Origin of the sequence: Streptomyces sp. NPDC005706 (genome assembly GCF_040631045.1) — a bacterium.
GTDB lineage: Bacteria > Actinomycetota > Actinomycetes > Streptomycetales > Streptomycetaceae > Streptomyces.
Window position 1 is genome coordinate 380,051 of sequence record NZ_JBEXYS010000003.1, and the last position, 14,335, is coordinate 394,385.

The 14,335-nt window shown below is 72.0% G+C and carries 17 protein-coding genes; 8 read left to right on the top strand and 9 right to left on the bottom strand.

Annotation, left to right across the window (positions count from 1 at the left end):
- Nucleotides 1–9: 9 nt before the first annotated feature.
- Both ABZ478_RS08235 and ABZ478_RS08240 read left to right on the top strand, forming a co-directional pair.
- Entirely contained in the window at nt 10–1,272 is a 1,263-nt protein-coding gene (locus ABZ478_RS08235; protein ID WP_359546443.1) for a VWA domain-containing protein, read from the top strand.
- Complete coding sequence (locus ABZ478_RS08240; protein WP_359546445.1) at nt 1,272–2,072, top strand: hypothetical protein; 801 nt, start codon at nt 1,272–1,274, stop codon at nt 2,070–2,072. The genes ABZ478_RS08235 and ABZ478_RS08240 overlap by 1 nt, the downstream gene beginning before the upstream one ends.
- Nucleotides 2,073–2,124: 52 nt before the next feature.
- Here ABZ478_RS08240 and ABZ478_RS08245 read toward each other — a convergent pair whose 3' ends face one another.
- A complete protein-coding gene (locus ABZ478_RS08245; RefSeq protein ID WP_359546447.1) occupies nt 2,125–2,751 on the bottom strand; it encodes a helix-turn-helix domain-containing protein in 627 nt (208 codons plus the stop codon).
- 81 nt (nt 2,752–2,832) lie between these two features.
- On the opposite strand from ABZ478_RS08245, the gene ABZ478_RS08250 reads away from it, so the two are divergent.
- The 4 genes from ABZ478_RS08250 to ABZ478_RS08265 all read left to right on the top strand — a co-directional run bounded on the left by ABZ478_RS08250 (nt 2,833) and on the right by ABZ478_RS08265 (nt 6,040).
- Nucleotides 2,833–4,044, top strand: coding sequence for a pyridoxal phosphate-dependent aminotransferase (locus ABZ478_RS08250; protein ID WP_359546449.1), 1,212 nt, complete (start codon nt 2,833–2,835; stop codon nt 4,042–4,044).
- A gap of 169 nt (nt 4,045–4,213) precedes the next feature.
- Entirely contained in the window at nt 4,214–4,813 is a 600-nt protein-coding gene (locus ABZ478_RS08255; protein ID WP_359546451.1) for a histidine phosphatase family protein, read from the top strand.
- Nucleotides 4,814–4,933: 120 nt separating this feature from the next.
- Nucleotides 4,934–5,563 (top strand): hypothetical protein, encoded by a 630-nt coding sequence (locus ABZ478_RS08260; protein ID WP_359546452.1) that lies wholly within the window; start codon nt 4,934–4,936, stop codon nt 5,561–5,563.
- A gap of 54 nt (nt 5,564–5,617) precedes the next feature.
- A complete protein-coding gene (locus ABZ478_RS08265; protein ID WP_359546454.1) occupies nt 5,618–6,040 on the top strand; it encodes an acyl-CoA thioesterase in 423 nt (140 codons plus the stop codon).
- A gap of 9 nt (nt 6,041–6,049) precedes the next feature.
- Here ABZ478_RS08265 and ABZ478_RS08270 read toward each other — a convergent pair whose 3' ends face one another.
- The 8 genes from ABZ478_RS08270 to ABZ478_RS08305 all read right to left on the bottom strand — a co-directional run bounded on the left by ABZ478_RS08270 (nt 6,050) and on the right by ABZ478_RS08305 (nt 12,312).
- On the bottom strand, nt 6,050–6,451 hold the full coding sequence (locus ABZ478_RS08270) for a helix-turn-helix domain-containing protein (RefSeq protein ID WP_359546456.1): 402 nt from the start codon (nt 6,449–6,451) through the stop codon (nt 6,050–6,052).
- A gap of 127 nt (nt 6,452–6,578) precedes the next feature.
- Complete coding sequence (locus tag ABZ478_RS08275) at nt 6,579–7,976, bottom strand: nucleobase:cation symporter-2 family protein (RefSeq protein WP_359546457.1); 1,398 nt, start codon at nt 7,974–7,976, stop codon at nt 6,579–6,581.
- A 262-nt stretch (nt 7,977–8,238) separates the two neighbouring features.
- The gene (locus tag ABZ478_RS08280) at nt 8,239–9,618 is read right to left on the bottom strand and encodes an 8-oxoguanine deaminase (protein ID WP_359546459.1); all 1,380 of its coding nucleotides are present in this window, start codon (nt 9,616–9,618) and stop codon (nt 8,239–8,241) included.
- A gap of 119 nt (nt 9,619–9,737) precedes the next feature.
- A complete protein-coding gene (gene pucL / locus ABZ478_RS08285) occupies nt 9,738–10,661 on the bottom strand; it encodes a factor-independent urate hydroxylase (protein ID WP_358936159.1) in 924 nt (307 codons plus the stop codon).
- Between the two features lie 3 nt (nt 10,662–10,664).
- Complete coding sequence (gene uraH / locus ABZ478_RS08290; RefSeq protein ID WP_359546461.1) at nt 10,665–11,060, bottom strand: hydroxyisourate hydrolase; 396 nt, start codon at nt 11,058–11,060, stop codon at nt 10,665–10,667.
- Between the two features lie 4 nt (nt 11,061–11,064).
- Entirely contained in the window at nt 11,065–11,577 is a 513-nt protein-coding gene (gene uraD / locus ABZ478_RS08295; protein WP_359546463.1) for a 2-oxo-4-hydroxy-4-carboxy-5-ureidoimidazoline decarboxylase, read from the bottom strand.
- Between the two features lie 118 nt (nt 11,578–11,695).
- The gene (locus ABZ478_RS08300) at nt 11,696–12,064 is read right to left on the bottom strand and encodes a helix-turn-helix domain-containing protein (protein WP_359546464.1); all 369 of its coding nucleotides are present in this window, start codon (nt 12,062–12,064) and stop codon (nt 11,696–11,698) included.
- On the bottom strand, nt 12,061–12,312 hold the full coding sequence (locus ABZ478_RS08305; RefSeq protein ID WP_359546466.1) for a hypothetical protein: 252 nt from the start codon (nt 12,310–12,312) through the stop codon (nt 12,061–12,063). Before ABZ478_RS08305 ends, ABZ478_RS08300 begins: the two co-directional genes overlap by 4 nt.
- Nucleotides 12,313–12,467: 155 nt before the next feature.
- On the opposite strand from ABZ478_RS08305, the gene ABZ478_RS08310 reads away from it, so the two are divergent.
- Nucleotides 12,468–13,289 carry a TIM barrel protein gene (locus tag ABZ478_RS08310; protein ID WP_359546468.1) on the top strand — a complete coding sequence of 274 codons (822 nt, stop codon included), beginning with the start codon at nt 12,468–12,470 and terminating at the stop codon, nt 13,287–13,289.
- A 25-nt stretch (nt 13,290–13,314) separates the two neighbouring features.
- Nucleotides 13,315–14,205, top strand: coding sequence for a 2-hydroxy-3-oxopropionate reductase (locus tag ABZ478_RS08315; RefSeq protein WP_359546470.1), 891 nt, complete (start codon nt 13,315–13,317; stop codon nt 14,203–14,205).
- Nucleotides 14,206–14,335 lie beyond the last annotated feature (130 nt).

Sequence of the window (14,335 nt, forward strand, 5' to 3'; positions counted from 1 at the left end):
GATCCGCCGATGATCAGAAGACAACGGCTGGCGGCGGGAGTCTGCGCTCTCCTCGCCGCCCTGACGGCCGGGCTCGCGTTCCCCGCCGGGGCCGCCGCCGACGAGACGGAACAGGCCGCCCCCAAGGTGGAACTGGTGCTGGACGTCAGCGGTTCCATGCGGACGCGGGACATCGACGGCGGCACCCGGATGGCCGCGGCGAAGCAGGCGTTCAACGAGGTGCTCGACGCGACGCCGGAGGAGGTCGAGCTCGGCATACGCACGCTCGGTGCCAACTACCACGGCAACGACCGCAGGACCGGCTGCAAGGACACCGCGCAGCTCTACCCGGTCGGCCCGCTGGACCGGACCGACGCGAAGACCGCGGTGGCCACGCTGGCCCCGACCGGCTGGACGCCGATCGGCCCCGCGCTGCTGAAGGCGGCCGACGACCTGAACGGCGGTGACGGCACCCGCCGTATCGTGCTGATCAGCGACGGCGAGGACACCTGCCAGCCGCTCGACCCGTGCGAGGTGGCCCGCGAGATAGCCGCCAAGGGCATCGGGCTGACCATCGACACCCTCGGCCTGGTGCCGGACGCCAAGACCCGCGACCAGCTCAGCTGCATCGCGGACGCGACCGGCGGCACCTACACCTCCGTCCAGCACAAGGAGGAACTGAGCGACCGAGTGGGTCAGTTGGTCGACCGGGCGGCCGATCCTGTGGTGACGCCGGTGGCCACCGAGGGCGCCACGGAGTGCGCCAAGGCGCCGGCCCTGAAGTCCGGGCTCTACACCGATCGCGAGGAGTTCGGGCAGCAGCGCTGGTACAAGGTCGACGTGAACCCCGGCCAGGAGCTGCGCGCCTCGGTCAGCGTGGCCGACGACCGGGCCGTCAACCCCGACTACGGGGTCCTGCTGCGGGCGGTGACGCTGCACGGCCGGGAGATCGTGCGCGGTGAGGCGGCGGACGACGGCCGCACCGACGCGATCTCCACGGGCCTGCGGTATCCGAGGCCGGAGAGCGACGACGACGAGGCGACCGCGGAGACCGTGTGTCTCCAGGTCACCAACTCCTTCTCGGCCGCCGCGGGCGTCAAGACGTCCCCGGGTCTGCCGCTGGAGCTGACCGTGGACGTGGTGGACGGGCCGTCGCACGCGGCCGACGTGGCCGCGTTCGGCCTCGGCCGCGGCTGGTGGCTGCTCGGCGCCCTGGTGCTGGCCGGGTTCATCGCCGGTCTGCTGTGGGGCTGGCTGTCGCGCTGGCGGGTCGCGGTCTGGAGGACGAACTGATGCGTATCACACGTGTGCTGGGCGCCGCGCTGCTGGCGCTCGGGCTGGCCGCCGGTCCGGCGGCCGCCGACGCCACGCCGTCGCCGAGCGCCTCGGACGACGGCAAGGCACCCACCCGGGCGGGCACCTCGTTCCGTACCGCGACGGAGATCGAACAGGGGCAGCGGGCCACCGCGTCCGGCTCCACCGGTGACTACCTGTACTGGTCGTTCCCGGCGGACGCCGAACAGCGGCCGACCGTCGCGGCGACGGTGAAGCTGCCCGAGACGCACGGCGCGCAGACCTGGCAGCTCGACGTGTACGACGGTCTGCGCCGCCGCCAGTCCTGCCAGTACGGCGCGGCGACCCGCACCGCCGGCCAGGGGACGTCCTCGGTCGAACTGGCCTGTGTGCTGCGCACGGTGCGCGCCTGGTCGGAGCCATGGGCCAACGACCCGCTGCCGGGCACGTACTACGTCCGGCTGACCGTGGTGGACCTGGCCTCGGCCGACCTCGGGCAGCCGGTGAGCACCGAGATCCGCGTCGACTCCAAGGACATCGGCGGAGCGGCTGCCGTGGACGGCTCGCTGACGAAGCCGCTGGTCCCCGGGATCGCCGTCACGTCCGAGGCGGAGAAGGACGGTTCGAAGTCGGCGGTGCTGTCGAGCATCGAGCCGGACGACGGCTGGTCCTCCGGCTGGTGGTCCGACCGCTGGGTGTGGACCGCGATCGGCGGCATCCTGGCCGCGCTGGCGGGCATCGGCGGCTACGCGCTCACACGCGGCTCGGGACGGCCGTCCCGGGTACCCCCGTCCGTCTGACCCACAGCCGAAGGCCCGCCGCCCAGGCGGGCCTTCGGTGTTTCCGCGGCCGTCAGCCCTCCCTCAGCGCCTTGGCGAGCGTGCCGTCGCCGGTCACGGTGATCCGGCCGGCCCGGACGGCGTCCGCCGGCGACAGCTCCCCACGGCAGACGGCCACGCACGTGGCGGAGTCCAGCACCAGCCGCGCGTCCACCGCGCCGGGCGCGGGCCCGTCCCCGTACGCCGGTCCGTCACCGGCGCCCACGTTGAGGTGGAACTCGCCCTCCTCCAGGCGGACTTCGACGACGCCCTCGCCCTGGACGGCCCGCAGCAGGGGCAGCGCGAACCAGTGCGCGCGGACGGCGTCCGTCGGGCGCCGCTCCCCCAGTTCACCCTCGCCCCACTTGCCCAGCGCCTGCAGCACGGGCAGCAACGCACGCCCTCGGTCGCTGAGTTCGTAGACGAACGCGGCGCCCGGCGGGGGCAGCCGCCGCCGGGTGGTGAGTCCGTCGCGCTCCATGTCCTTCAGCCGGGAGGCGAGTACGTCCGTGCTCACGCCGGGGAGGTCCGCGTGCAGGTCCGTGTAGCGGCGCGGGCCGGCCAGCAGTTCCCGGACGATCAGCAGGGTCCAGCGGTCGCCCACGAGGTCGAGGGCGCGGGCTGCGGAGCAGTACTGGTCGTAGCTTCGGCGAGGTGACATGCGGCGCAGTCTAGACGGGTTGTTGGACTTTCCAAGCTCCCACTTGGTAAAACCAAGCAACACGAGTTTCCGGAGGGGCGCATGGAGTTCCGGCAGTCGAACAAGCTCAGCGAGGTCTGTTACGAGATCCGCGGCCCGGTGATCGAGCACGCGGACGCGCTGGAGGAGGCGGGCCACAGCGTGCTGCGCCTGAACACGGGCAACCCGGCGCTCTTCGGCTTCGAGGCGCCCGAGGAGATCCTCCAGGACATGATCCGGATGCTGCCCCGGGCGCACGGCTACACGGACTCGCGCGGCGTCCTGTCCGCCCGCCGGGCGGTGGCCCAGCGCTACCAGACCCTGGGTCTCGCGGTGGACGTCGACGACGTGTTCCTCGGCAACGGCGTCTCCGAACTGGTCTCCATGGCCGTGCAGGCGCTGATCGAGGACGGCGACGAAATCCTCGTCCCCGCCCCGGACTTCCCCCTCTGGACGGCGGTGACGACGCTGGCGGGCGGCAAGGCGGTGCACTACCTCTGCGACGAGCGGGCCGACTGGAACCCGGACCTGGCCGACCTGGAGTCGAAGATCACCGACCGCACCAAGGCCGTGGTGATCATCAACCCGAACAACCCCACCGGCGCGGTCTATCCGAAGGAGGTGGTGGAGGGCATCCTCGACCTGGCCCGCCGCCACGGCCTGATGGTGCTCGCCGACGAGATCTACGACCAGATCCTCTACGACGACGCCGTCCACCACTCCGCCGCAGCCCTCGCCCCCGACCTGGTGGTCCTCACCTTCTGCGGCCTGTCGAAGACGTACCGGGTGGCGGGCTTCCGCTCCGGCTGGCTGGTCGTCACCGGGCCCAGGCAGCACGCGAAGGACTATCTGGAGGGCCTGACCATGCTGGCCTCCATGCGGCTGTGCGCCAACGCGCCCGCGCAGTACGCCATCCAGGCCGCGCTCGGCGGACGCCAGTCCATCCATGAACTCACCGCCCCCGGCGGGCGGTTGCACGAGCAGCGGAACGTGGCCTGGGAGAAGCTCAACGAGATCCCCGGGGTGTCCTGCGTGAAGCCCAAGGGCGCGTTGTACGCCTTCCCGCGGCTGGACCCTAAGGTGCACCGCATCCACGACGACGAGAGGTTCGTCCTCGACCTCCTGCTGCGCGAGAAGATCCAGGTGGTGCAGGGCACCGGCTTCAACTGGCCGTCGCCCGACCACTTCCGCATCCTCACCCTCCCGCACGCCGACGACCTGGAGGCGGCGATCGGCCGGATCGGACGCTTCCTCGGCGGGTATCGGCAGGGGTAGCCATCCCCTACCGGCGGCGCCGACCCGGCGGCCAGGTGCCGCGGCCACTGCTCCGGCGTGGCACCGGAGCGCGTGGGCGGCCGTCCGGCCCAACCCGCTCTGCGGGCGGCCGGAGCGGTGTGACACCGTGCTGGGGCATGCGCTGAGGGGCAGCGGGAAGGGCGTTGACGTGGGTGACCTTTTTCTCGTCCGGCACGGTGAGACCGAGTGGTCCCGGTCCGGGCGGCACACCGGCCGGACCGACGTGCCCCTGACCGAGCACGGCCGGGAGGAGGCGCGCCGGCTGGTGCCGCTGATCCGGTCGCACCGTATCGGCGCCGCGTTCGTCAGCCCCCTGCAGCGGGCCCGGGAGACCGCCACGCTCATCGGCGTCCACGACGCCCGGGTCGACGCCGACCTGCTCGAGTGGGACTACGGCGGCTACGAGGGCGTGACCACCGTGCAGATCCAGCGTGAGCGGCCCGGCTGGTTCCTGTTCACGGACGGGGTCGCGCCGGGCCCGCCGGAGCGTCCCGGGGAGACCGCGGAGCAGGTCGGGGAGCGGGCGGACCGGATGCTCGCCAAGGTGGACGCCGCCCTCGCCAACACCGAGGGAGTGGTGCTGCTGGTCGCCCACGGCCACTTCCTGCGGGTCCTCACCGCGCGCCGGCTCGGGCTGCCGCCGCACCAAGGGGCGCTGTTCCAGCTCGCGACGGGTGCGCTGGGCCGGCTGAGCACCGAGCACGGGCGGCCCGTGATCGCGGGGTGGAACGTCCGGGCGCCCGGCTGACCGGTTCGGCCGGTCCGCGACCCCGAGGCCGGGCCCGTTGTCGGACCCCGGCCGTACGCTCGGAACGAGCCGCCGGTCCGGCGGCTCCCGGGCGTCGGCGCATCGAAAAGGGGGCCCGCCGTGACACGACCACCGACCGTCGCGCAGCGACGGCTGATCGAGGCCGCCGATCCGGTGACCGGCCGGCTGCGCGGCACGCGGGCGCAGCTGGACGCGCTGGTCGAGCGGGGACTCGCCTTCCGGCACCCGCGGCCGCCGCACGACCACTTCCTCACTCCGGCTGGGCACCGGATACGCGAGGCGGAGCCGGAGGCGCCGGCGGCCGCCGAGGAGTCCGCGTCCCCCGGCGGCGGGTTCGCCGCGCGGGTCGGCGGCGAGGAGGATCCGCCGGTGTCCGGGGCGACCCGGCCGCGGGAGGTGCACAGCGCCTGGCAGGGGCTGCTGGAGCTGCGCCGGATGACCAATCCGGGCGGCGCGACCGACCGCCCGTGCGGCTGGGAGCGGACGCATCTGGTGCGGGCCGCCGCGCTCGCCCTGGAGGCGGCGGGGCACCGCCCGGCGGGCCCGGACGGCGACGGCTACCGGGTACGGGCGACACCGCAGCCGGAGGCGGTAGCCGTGTACGCGCCGGACGAGCGGGCTCTGCTGGCGTGCACGGCGACGCTGGAGCGGGCGGGCTGGCAGGCGGGCGCGTACACGGAGCCCAGGACGCGGGCGCGCTATCTGCTGGCGTCACCGCGGCGGGCCTGAGACGCGTGTAAGGATCAACGGGTCGAGGATCCGAACGACGAAGGGGCGCCGGCCGTGGCCGAACCGTTTTCCGTCCGTGTGACCGTCCGCGGTTACGAGACCGATGTGCAGGGCCATCTCAACCAGGCGGTGTACCTCAACTACGCGGAGCACGCCCGCTGGTCGCTGCTCCAGGCCGCCGGGGTGAGCCAGGCCCGCCTGCGCGCCCGGGGTGTGGGGCCGGTGGCGCTGGAGACGACGATCCGCTTCCGCCGCGAGCTGCTCGCCGGGGACGAGGCCGACGTGAGCTGCGAGTTCGAGTGGGGCGGCGGCAAGACCTTCCGCATCCGGCAGGAGATACGCAAGGTCGACGGCACGCTGGCGGCCGAGGTCACCGCGGTGGGCGGCATGCTCGACCTGGAGAAGCGGAAGCTGCTCGCCGACCCCCGGGACGTGTTCGAGGAGCTGGCCACGGACCTGGGACTCTTCGGCCTGTGACCACGGTCCCTACGCGTCGAGCAGCTCCGGCGGATGCTCGGCGTCGTAGGCCGCCCGGGCCTCGGCGATGTACGCCCGGCTGCGCTCGGCCCAGTGCGTCAGCCGTCGCAGCGTCGGCTGCAGCTCCCGGGCGGCGGGCGTCAGTTCGTACTCCACCTTGGGCGGGACCGTCGGATGCACGGTGCGCGTGACCAGTCCGTCGCGCTCCAGGTGGCGCAGGGTCAGGGACAGCATGCGGCGGCTGATGCCCTCGACGCCGCGTTCCAGTTCGGTGAACCGGATGGGCCCCGCGGCGGCGGCCACGAGGATCTGCACACTCCACTTGCCGGCGACCCGGTCGAGCACCTCACGCACCGGGCAGGCGTCCGCGTCCACCGCCCGGACGGTGACACCGGTGTTCCTGCGCACCATCGGACTCCCTCCTCGCACCCGCCTCCTCGTACCGGACTCCACTCTCACCCACGACGCCCCCGGTCGCACCCGCGGGGAGGCGGGGCGGGACCGTGCCCCGCCCCGCCTCCCGCCGCCCGCGTCCGCTTCAGTGCGCGGGAGCCAGTTCCTCACCCGATTCCATCGGATGGGTGACGTCGGCGGCCTCGCGGCTTCGGCCGAGGTGGTTGAAGACGAGGTTGAGGAGGACCGCGGTGACACAGCCGGTGGAGATGCCGGAGTCGAGGACGATCTTCGCGGTGTCCGGGAAGGCGTGGTAGAACTCCGGCGCCGTGATCGGGATGATGCCGACGGCGAGGGACACGGCCACGATCAGGACGTTGTTGTCCCGCTCCAGGCCGGCCCGGACCAGGGTCTGGATGCCGCTGGCGGCGACCGAGCCGAACAGCACCACGCCGGCGCCGCCGAGGACCGGGCGGGGTACGACGGCGATGAGCGAGGCGGCCATCGGGCACAGGCCCATCAGGACCAGGAAGCCGCCGCCGACGGCGACCACGAAGCGGCTGCGGATCCGCGTCATGGCGACCAGCCCGATGTTCTGCGCGAAGGCGCTGCACATGAAGCCGTTGAAGACCGGGCTGAGGGCCGAGCCGAGGGTGTCGGCGCGCAGGCCGGCCGCGATGGTCCGCTCGTCCGCGGGGCGTTCGACGATCTCGCCCAGGGCCAGCATGTCCGCCGTCGACTCGGTCATCGACACCACCATCACCACGCACATCGACAGGATCGCGGCGATGTGGAACTGCGGGGCGCCGAAGTGGAACGGCGCAGGGAAGCCCACCACGGCGGCCTTCGTCACGGGAGCGAAGTCGGTGACGCCGAACGGTATCGCGATCAGGGTGCCCGCGATCAGGCCGAGCAGGACCGCGATCTGCTTGACGAAGCCGCGGGTGAAGCGGCGCAGCAGCAGCACGAGCAGCAGGGTGACGCCGGCCAGGGTGAGGTTGGTGGCCGAACCGTAGTCGTGGGCGGCCGGGTTCGGCCCCTGCGCCCAGTTGAAGGCGACCGGCAGCAGGGAGACGCCGATCAGGGTGATGACCGTACCGGTGACGACCGGCGGGAAGTAGCGGACCGCCTTGCAGAAGACGGGGGCCGCGAGGAAGCCGAGGAGTCCGGCGACGATGACCGCGCCGAAGATCATCGGCAGGGCGTCGGACTTGTCCTCGGCGGAGGCGACGATCGCCGTCATGGGGGCGACGCCGGCGAAGGTGACTCCGTTGACGAAGGGCAGCCGGGCGCCGATCTTCCAGATGCCGAGGGTCTGCAGGAAGGTCGCGAGGCCCGCGGTGAACAGGCACGCTCCGGTGAGGAAGGTGAGTTCGGTGCCGGACAGGCCTACGGCCGCACCGACGATCAGGGGCGGGGCGACGACCCCCGCGTACATGGCGGCCACGTGCTGCAGGCCGCTGGTCGCCATCTTCAGGGCGGGGAGTTTCTCGTCCACGGGGTGGACGGACTGCTCGTCGGCGTCGACGGGGTGGGCGGTCACGGCGGCTCCTCCGGTCGGTGGTTCACGTCGGCTCTGACGCGGTTTCAGGGAGGTGGTGCACGGGCGTGGGGACACCTCCCGCTCGAGCGAAGTCGAGAGTGGGGGAGGGACCGGTGGGGCCCTCTTGGGGTCCCCGGAACGGAGACCGTTCCGGGGCGCGCGCCTTCACGCGCGCCCCGGATCCGGCCGCTGCGGACCCCGCTGGGGTCCACCGCTGCCGGCCGGGAGCCGTCCCTCCCGGCCGGAGTCGTGGTGCCGGGGCTCAGCCCTGGGCGGCGATGCGCGCCAGGCGCCGGGCCTCGTCCCGCGTGGAGCGGGCGATGGCGTCCTCGTCGACAGTCAGCAGCCGGCCGTCCTCGACGATCTGCCGGCCGTTCACGAAGGAGGCGGTGACCGGGGCCGCCGCGCCGAAGACCAGGGCGGTCACCGGGTCGGCGATGGAGGCGTGGGCGAGGGTGTCCAGCTTCCACAGCACCAGGTCGGCCAGCTTGCCCGCCTCCAGCGAGCCGGTCTCGGCGGCCCGGCCGAGCACCGAGGCGCCGCCGTGGGTGCCGAGCCTGAGCGCCTGCCGGGCGTTCAGCGCGGCCTCCTTGTGCGCGCCGAGGCGGTTGATCAGCAGCGCGTTGCGCAGCTCGGTGTGGAGTTCGCCGGACTCGTTGGAGGCGGTGCCGTCCACACCGAGGCCGACCGGTACACCGGCCGCGAGCATGTCGGGGACCCGGGCGATGCCCGCGGCCAGCCGGGCGTTGGAGGAGGGACAGTGGGCGACACCGGTCCTGGTGCGGGCGAAGGCGGCGATGTCGGAGTCGTTCATGTGGACGCAGTGCGCCATCCACACGTCCTCGCCCAGCCAGCCGGTGGACTCGAAGTAGTCGGTCGGGCCCATGCCGAACAGCTCGTGGCAGAACTTCTCCTCCTCCACGGTCTCCGAGCCGTGGGTGTGCAGCCGCACCCCGAGGCTCCGCGCCAGCTCGGCGCCCTGCCTGAGCAGTTCGGTGGAGACGGAGAAGGGCGAGCAGGGGGCGACGGCGATCTGGGTCATGGCGTCGAAGGAGGAGTCGTGGTGCTCCTTGACGGTCGCCTCGGTGGCCGCGAGGGCTGCGTCGAGGGTCTCGACGGCGAAGTCCGGGGGCAGGCCGCCGTCCTTCTCGCTGCGGTCCATGGAACCGCGGGCGAGGGTGAAGCGGACACCCGTCTCCCGGGCGGCCCGGATGATCGCGCCGGACAGGTCGCCGGAGCCGCGCGGGTACACGTAGTGGTGGTCCATGGCCGTGGTGACGCCGCCACGTGCCATCATCGCCAGCGATCCCCGGGCCGCCGCGTACACCATCGGCTCGTCGATGCGCGCCCAGGTCGGGTACAGCGCGACGAGCCAGTTGAAGAGGTTGTGGTCGGTGGCCAGGCCCCGGGTGATCCACTGGTAGAAGTGGTGGTGGGTGTTGACCAGGCCGGGGGTGACGAGGTGCCCGGTGGCGTCGATACGGCGTACGACGTTCTCCAGGCCCTCGGGGGCCTTGCCCGCGCCGACCGCCTCGATGCGGTTGCCGGCGATGACCAGGTACCCGGAGGCGTACTCGGTGTCGTCGGCGTCGACGGTCGCGATCGAACAGTTCTCGATGACGATGCGCTGGGCTGCTGCCATGATTCGTCCTTTTCGCTCAGCGGACTGAAATGGTCGGGCACGGCAGGACCCTGGAGGATTTGAGTGCCGTGACCGGGGACATGGGTTCCCCGGTCACGGGTGCCGAGTGGGTGAAACGGCTAGAGGTTGGTGAGGTCCACCGGGATGCGCGGCTCGCAGCCGTCCCGCAGGACGGTCGCCTCGATCAGGCCGTAGGGCCGGTCGGCGGCGAAGTAGACCTCGTTGTCGTTCTTCAGCCCGAAGGGCTCGAGGTCCACGAGGAAGTGGTGGCTGTTGGGCAGCGAGAAGCGGACCTCGTCCACCTCGGCGCGGTTCTCGATGATGCGCGAGCCCATCTGGTACAGCGTCTGCTGCAGCGAGAGGGAGTACGTCTCGGCGAAGGCCTGGAGCATGTGCTTGCGCACCTGCTCGTAGGACTTCTCCCAGTTGGGCATCCGCTGCTCGTCGTCGGTCCAGTTGAAGCGCCAGCGGCCGGACACCGAGGTGGCCAGGATGCGGTCGTGCGCTTCCTTCAGGGTGGTGTACTTGTCCTTGACGTAACCCCAGAACTCGGAGTTGGTCGAGTTCATCACCGTCAGGTCCTTCAGGCCCGAGACGACCTCCCACGACGAGCCGTCATAGGTGATCTGGGCCAGCCGGGTCTCCTGGCCCTTGCGCACGAACGAGTGCTTGACCTCGTCCGCGCCGATGAACTTCGAGTTGGCGTCGGAGGTCTCGATCCGCTCCCAGGCGTACTCCTCGACGCGGATGCGGGCGCGGTGGATGGCCGGCTGCGAGGTGACGAAGTGGCGGGCGAGGTGGATGCCGAACTGCTCGGCGGACTCGATGCCGTGCTCCTTGGCGAACGCGAACACCGTGTTCTTGGTGGTGTCGGTCGGCAGGACGTTGGCGTTGGAGCCGGAGTAGTGGACCTCCTCCATGTCGCCGCTCAGGGCGACGGAGACGTTCAGGTCCTTGATGTGGTGCGTGGCGCCGTCCCGCGTGATCTTTACGACCCGGTTCTCGGCCTTGCCGTACTGGTTCTGTCCCAGGATGGTGGGCATGAGCTAGCTCCCTCGGTAAACGGAGTAGCCGAACGGGTTGAGCAGCAGCGGTACGTGGTAGTGCTCGCCCGGCACGACGGCGAACGTGATCGCCACCTCCGGGAAGAACACCGCGGGCCCGCTGTCCCGATTCGCGGGGGCGTCCTGCTGCGCATCGGCTTGCTTCTTCTCGAAGTACGGCTCCACGGCGAAGTCGAGCCGTACGTGGGTGGTGCCCTCCGGCAGCGCCGGCAGGTCCTTGCACCGGCCGTCGGCGTCGGTCGCGGAACCGCCGAGCGACCGCCAGTCCGCGTCCCGGCCCGGACGGGCGGCGAGGTGGACGGCGACGCCCTCGGCGGGGCGGCCGGCGGAGGTGTCCAGGATGTGTGTGGACACGGAGGCGGTGGTGCTGGTGCTCATGGTGTCAGGCGTCCTCTTCGACGAGTCGGGCCAGCCGGATGCGGTTGATCTTCCCGAGCTCGGTGCGGACGATCTCCCTCTCCCGCTCGGGGGGGTTGCCGAGCCGTTCCCTGGCCGCGTCCCGCATCTGCTCCCCGCTGCGGCCGGTGGCGCAGATGAGGAAGACATGGCCGAACCTCTCCTGGTAGGCCAGGTTGAGTTCGAGCATCTCGGCCTTGAGTTCGGCGGCGGCGCCGGCCATGCCGCGCTGCTCCCGCGCGGAGGTCGGATCCCCCGGCGCGGGGCGGCCGATCGGCGGGTGCCCGGCCATCGCCTCGGCCAGGTCCGCGGCGCTCAGCCCGGCCGTCGCGGCGTCACTGGCCGCGTGGAGGTCCGCCAAGGTGGCGTACGGCCGGCCGGCCAGCAGCCGCCGGGCCCACTCGGTGGAGGCGCACGCCTCGTGGAGGGCGGCGAGGGCCGCCTGCTCCTCCAGGACGTTGAACCGGGCCAGGCCCGGGGGCGTGGAAGTCGTAGTCACGGCAGCCTCCGTGGCCGGAAACGGCCTTCGAGCGGAACGGGCTGCCCAGTAGCTAACGCCTTCCGAAACACTGCGTCAACACTTTGTTGAAAATTCCGGGTTACATCCCGGGCGGCCCTCAGCCCTCCTTCTCGCGGTTGAGGTAGTTGTAGACGGTGAAGCGGCTCACGCCGAGCGCGCCCGCCACGGTCTCCACGCCGTGCCGGACGGAGAAGGCGCCGCGCGCCTCCAGTACGCGCACGACCTCCTGCTTGGCCTTGCGGTCCAGATCGGCCAGGGGCATGCCCCTGCGGCGCTCCATGGCGGCGAGGATGTGGTCCAGGGAGTCGGCGAGCTGAGGCAGGCGCACTGCGACCACGTCGGCGCCCTCCCAGGAGAGCACGACGTCGTCGGGGCCGGCCTCGTCGGGCGGGAGCAGCTCCCCGCCCATGGCGTCGACCAGCGGCTTCACGGCCGCGATGAAGGACTCGTCCCCGGCGCCGGTCACCTCCCGTCCTCCCCGACCACGTTGACCTGCAGCGAGATCCGGGTGGCGCCGGCCTGGAGGGACTTGCGCAGCAGCGCGTCCACGGCCGTCAGCACGCTGTCCGCACCACCCTCGGCCGTGTTGCCGAAGGGGCCGACGTCCACCGCGTCCAGCTCGGCCGCCTCGATGACCGCGCGGGCCGCCAGGGCGTGCGCCGGGGCCTCCTCGAGGTCGAAGGGTTCGGTCGTGAACTCCACTCTCAATCGCACGCGCACAACCTAACCCGCGGCCACGGCTCCTGGGCAGGCCCGGCCGGGGACCGGCGTACGACCCCCTTGACAATCCACGAGACCCCCAGGCAGTCTTCCGTTAAGCAGAAACCAACTTCCACATTACGGAATTACAGGAAGGGAGCGCCGCCCCCGTGGGATTCGCAGACCAGCGCTTCAACGTCAACCTGTCGATCCTCTTCACGGAACTCCCGCTCCTGGAGCGCCCCGCGGCCGCCGCCGCGGCGGGCTTCACGGCGGTCGAGCTGTGGTGGCCCTGGATCGACTCCCCCACCCCGGAACCGGCCGAGCTCGACGCGCTGAAGCGGGCGATCGAGGACGCGGGCGTCCGGCTCACGGGGCTGAACCTCTACGCCGGGCGGCTGCCGGGCCCGGACCGCGGGGCCCTGTCGGTGCCCGGCGCGGAGTCGGAGCGGTTCCGCGCCAACATCGACGTGGCCGCCGGTTTCGCCGCGCCCCTGGGCTGCACGGCGCTCAACGCCCTGTACGGCAACCGCGTCGAGGGCGTGGATCCGGCCGAGCAGGACGCGCTCGCCCTGGAGAACCTCGTCCTCGCGGCCCGGGCGGCCGACCGGATCGGCGCGGTACTGCTGATCGAGGCGCTGAACAGGCCCGAGTCGCCGCTGTATCCGCTGGTGTCGGCACCGGCCGCCGTGGAGGTCGTCGACCGGGTGAACGAGGCGACCGGCCTCGGCAACGCCAGGTTCCTCATGGACCTGTACCACCTGGCCATGAACGGCGAGGACCTGCCGGCGGTGATCGAGCGGTACACCGCGAAGACCGGCCATGTGCAGATCGCCGACAACCCGGGGCGCGGTGCGCCCGGCACCGGCTCGCTGCCCCTCGAAGACCTCCTCGACCGGCTGCGGAAGGCGGGCTACGACGGCTGGGTCGGCCTCGAGTACAAGCCGGGCGACCGCCCGAGCGCCGAGGCCTTCGACTGGCTGCCCCGCTGACCCCCGTACCGAAAGGCACCCTTTCATGAGCAACCTTCCCAAGATCGCCTGGATCGGCCTCGGCATCATGGGCTCCCCCATGTCCGAGAACCTGGTCAAGGCGGGTTACGACGTCACCGGCTTCACCCTGGAGCGGGAGAAGCTGGACCGCCTTGCCGCCGCGGGCGGCTCCGCGGCCGGCTCGATCGCCGAGGCGGTCCGGGACGCCGACGTGGTGATCACGATGGTGCCGGCCTCCCCGCAGGTCGAGGCCATCGCCTACGGCCCCGACGGCATCCTGGCGAACGCCAGGCCCGGCGCGCTGCTGATCGACATGTCCTCGATCACCCCGCAGACCTCCGTCGACCTCGCGAAGGCCGCGGCGGACAAGGGCATCCGTGTCCTCGACGCCCCGGTCTCCGGCGGTGAGGCCGGTGCCGTGGAGGCGGTGCTGTCGATCATGGTCGGCGGCGAGCAGGCCGACTTCGACCGGGCCAGGCCCCTCTTCGAGGCGCTGGGCCGGACCGTCGTGCTGTGCGGCCCCCACGGCTCGGGCCAGACCGTGAAGGCCGCCAACCAGCTGATCGTGGCCGTGAACATCCAGGCCTGCGCCGAGGCGGTGGTGTTCCTGGAGAAGTCCGGCGTGGACCTGAAGGCCGCGCTGGACGTCCTGAACGGCGGCCTCGCCGGCTCCACCGTGCTGACGCGCAAGAAGGACAACTTCCTCGGCCGCGACTTCGCACCGGGCTTCCGGATCGACCTGCACCACAAGGACATGGGCATCGTCACCGACGCCGCCCGCAACGTCGGGGCCGCCCTGCCGGTCGGCGCCGTGGTCGCCCAGCTGGTCGCGTCACTGCGCGCCCAGGGCGACGGCGGCCTGGACCACTCGGCCCTGCTGCGGGCCGTGGAGCGCCTCTCCGGCGCCCAGGTCTGACCCGCCCCCGACTTCCGGGCCGCGGCGCCGCCGACACCTGTCCTGTCGCGCCCAGGCGGCACCGCGGCCCGGAACCTGCTTCAACAAACTGTTGACGCCCCGTTCCCCCACTCCTAGGCTCCACGAAGCG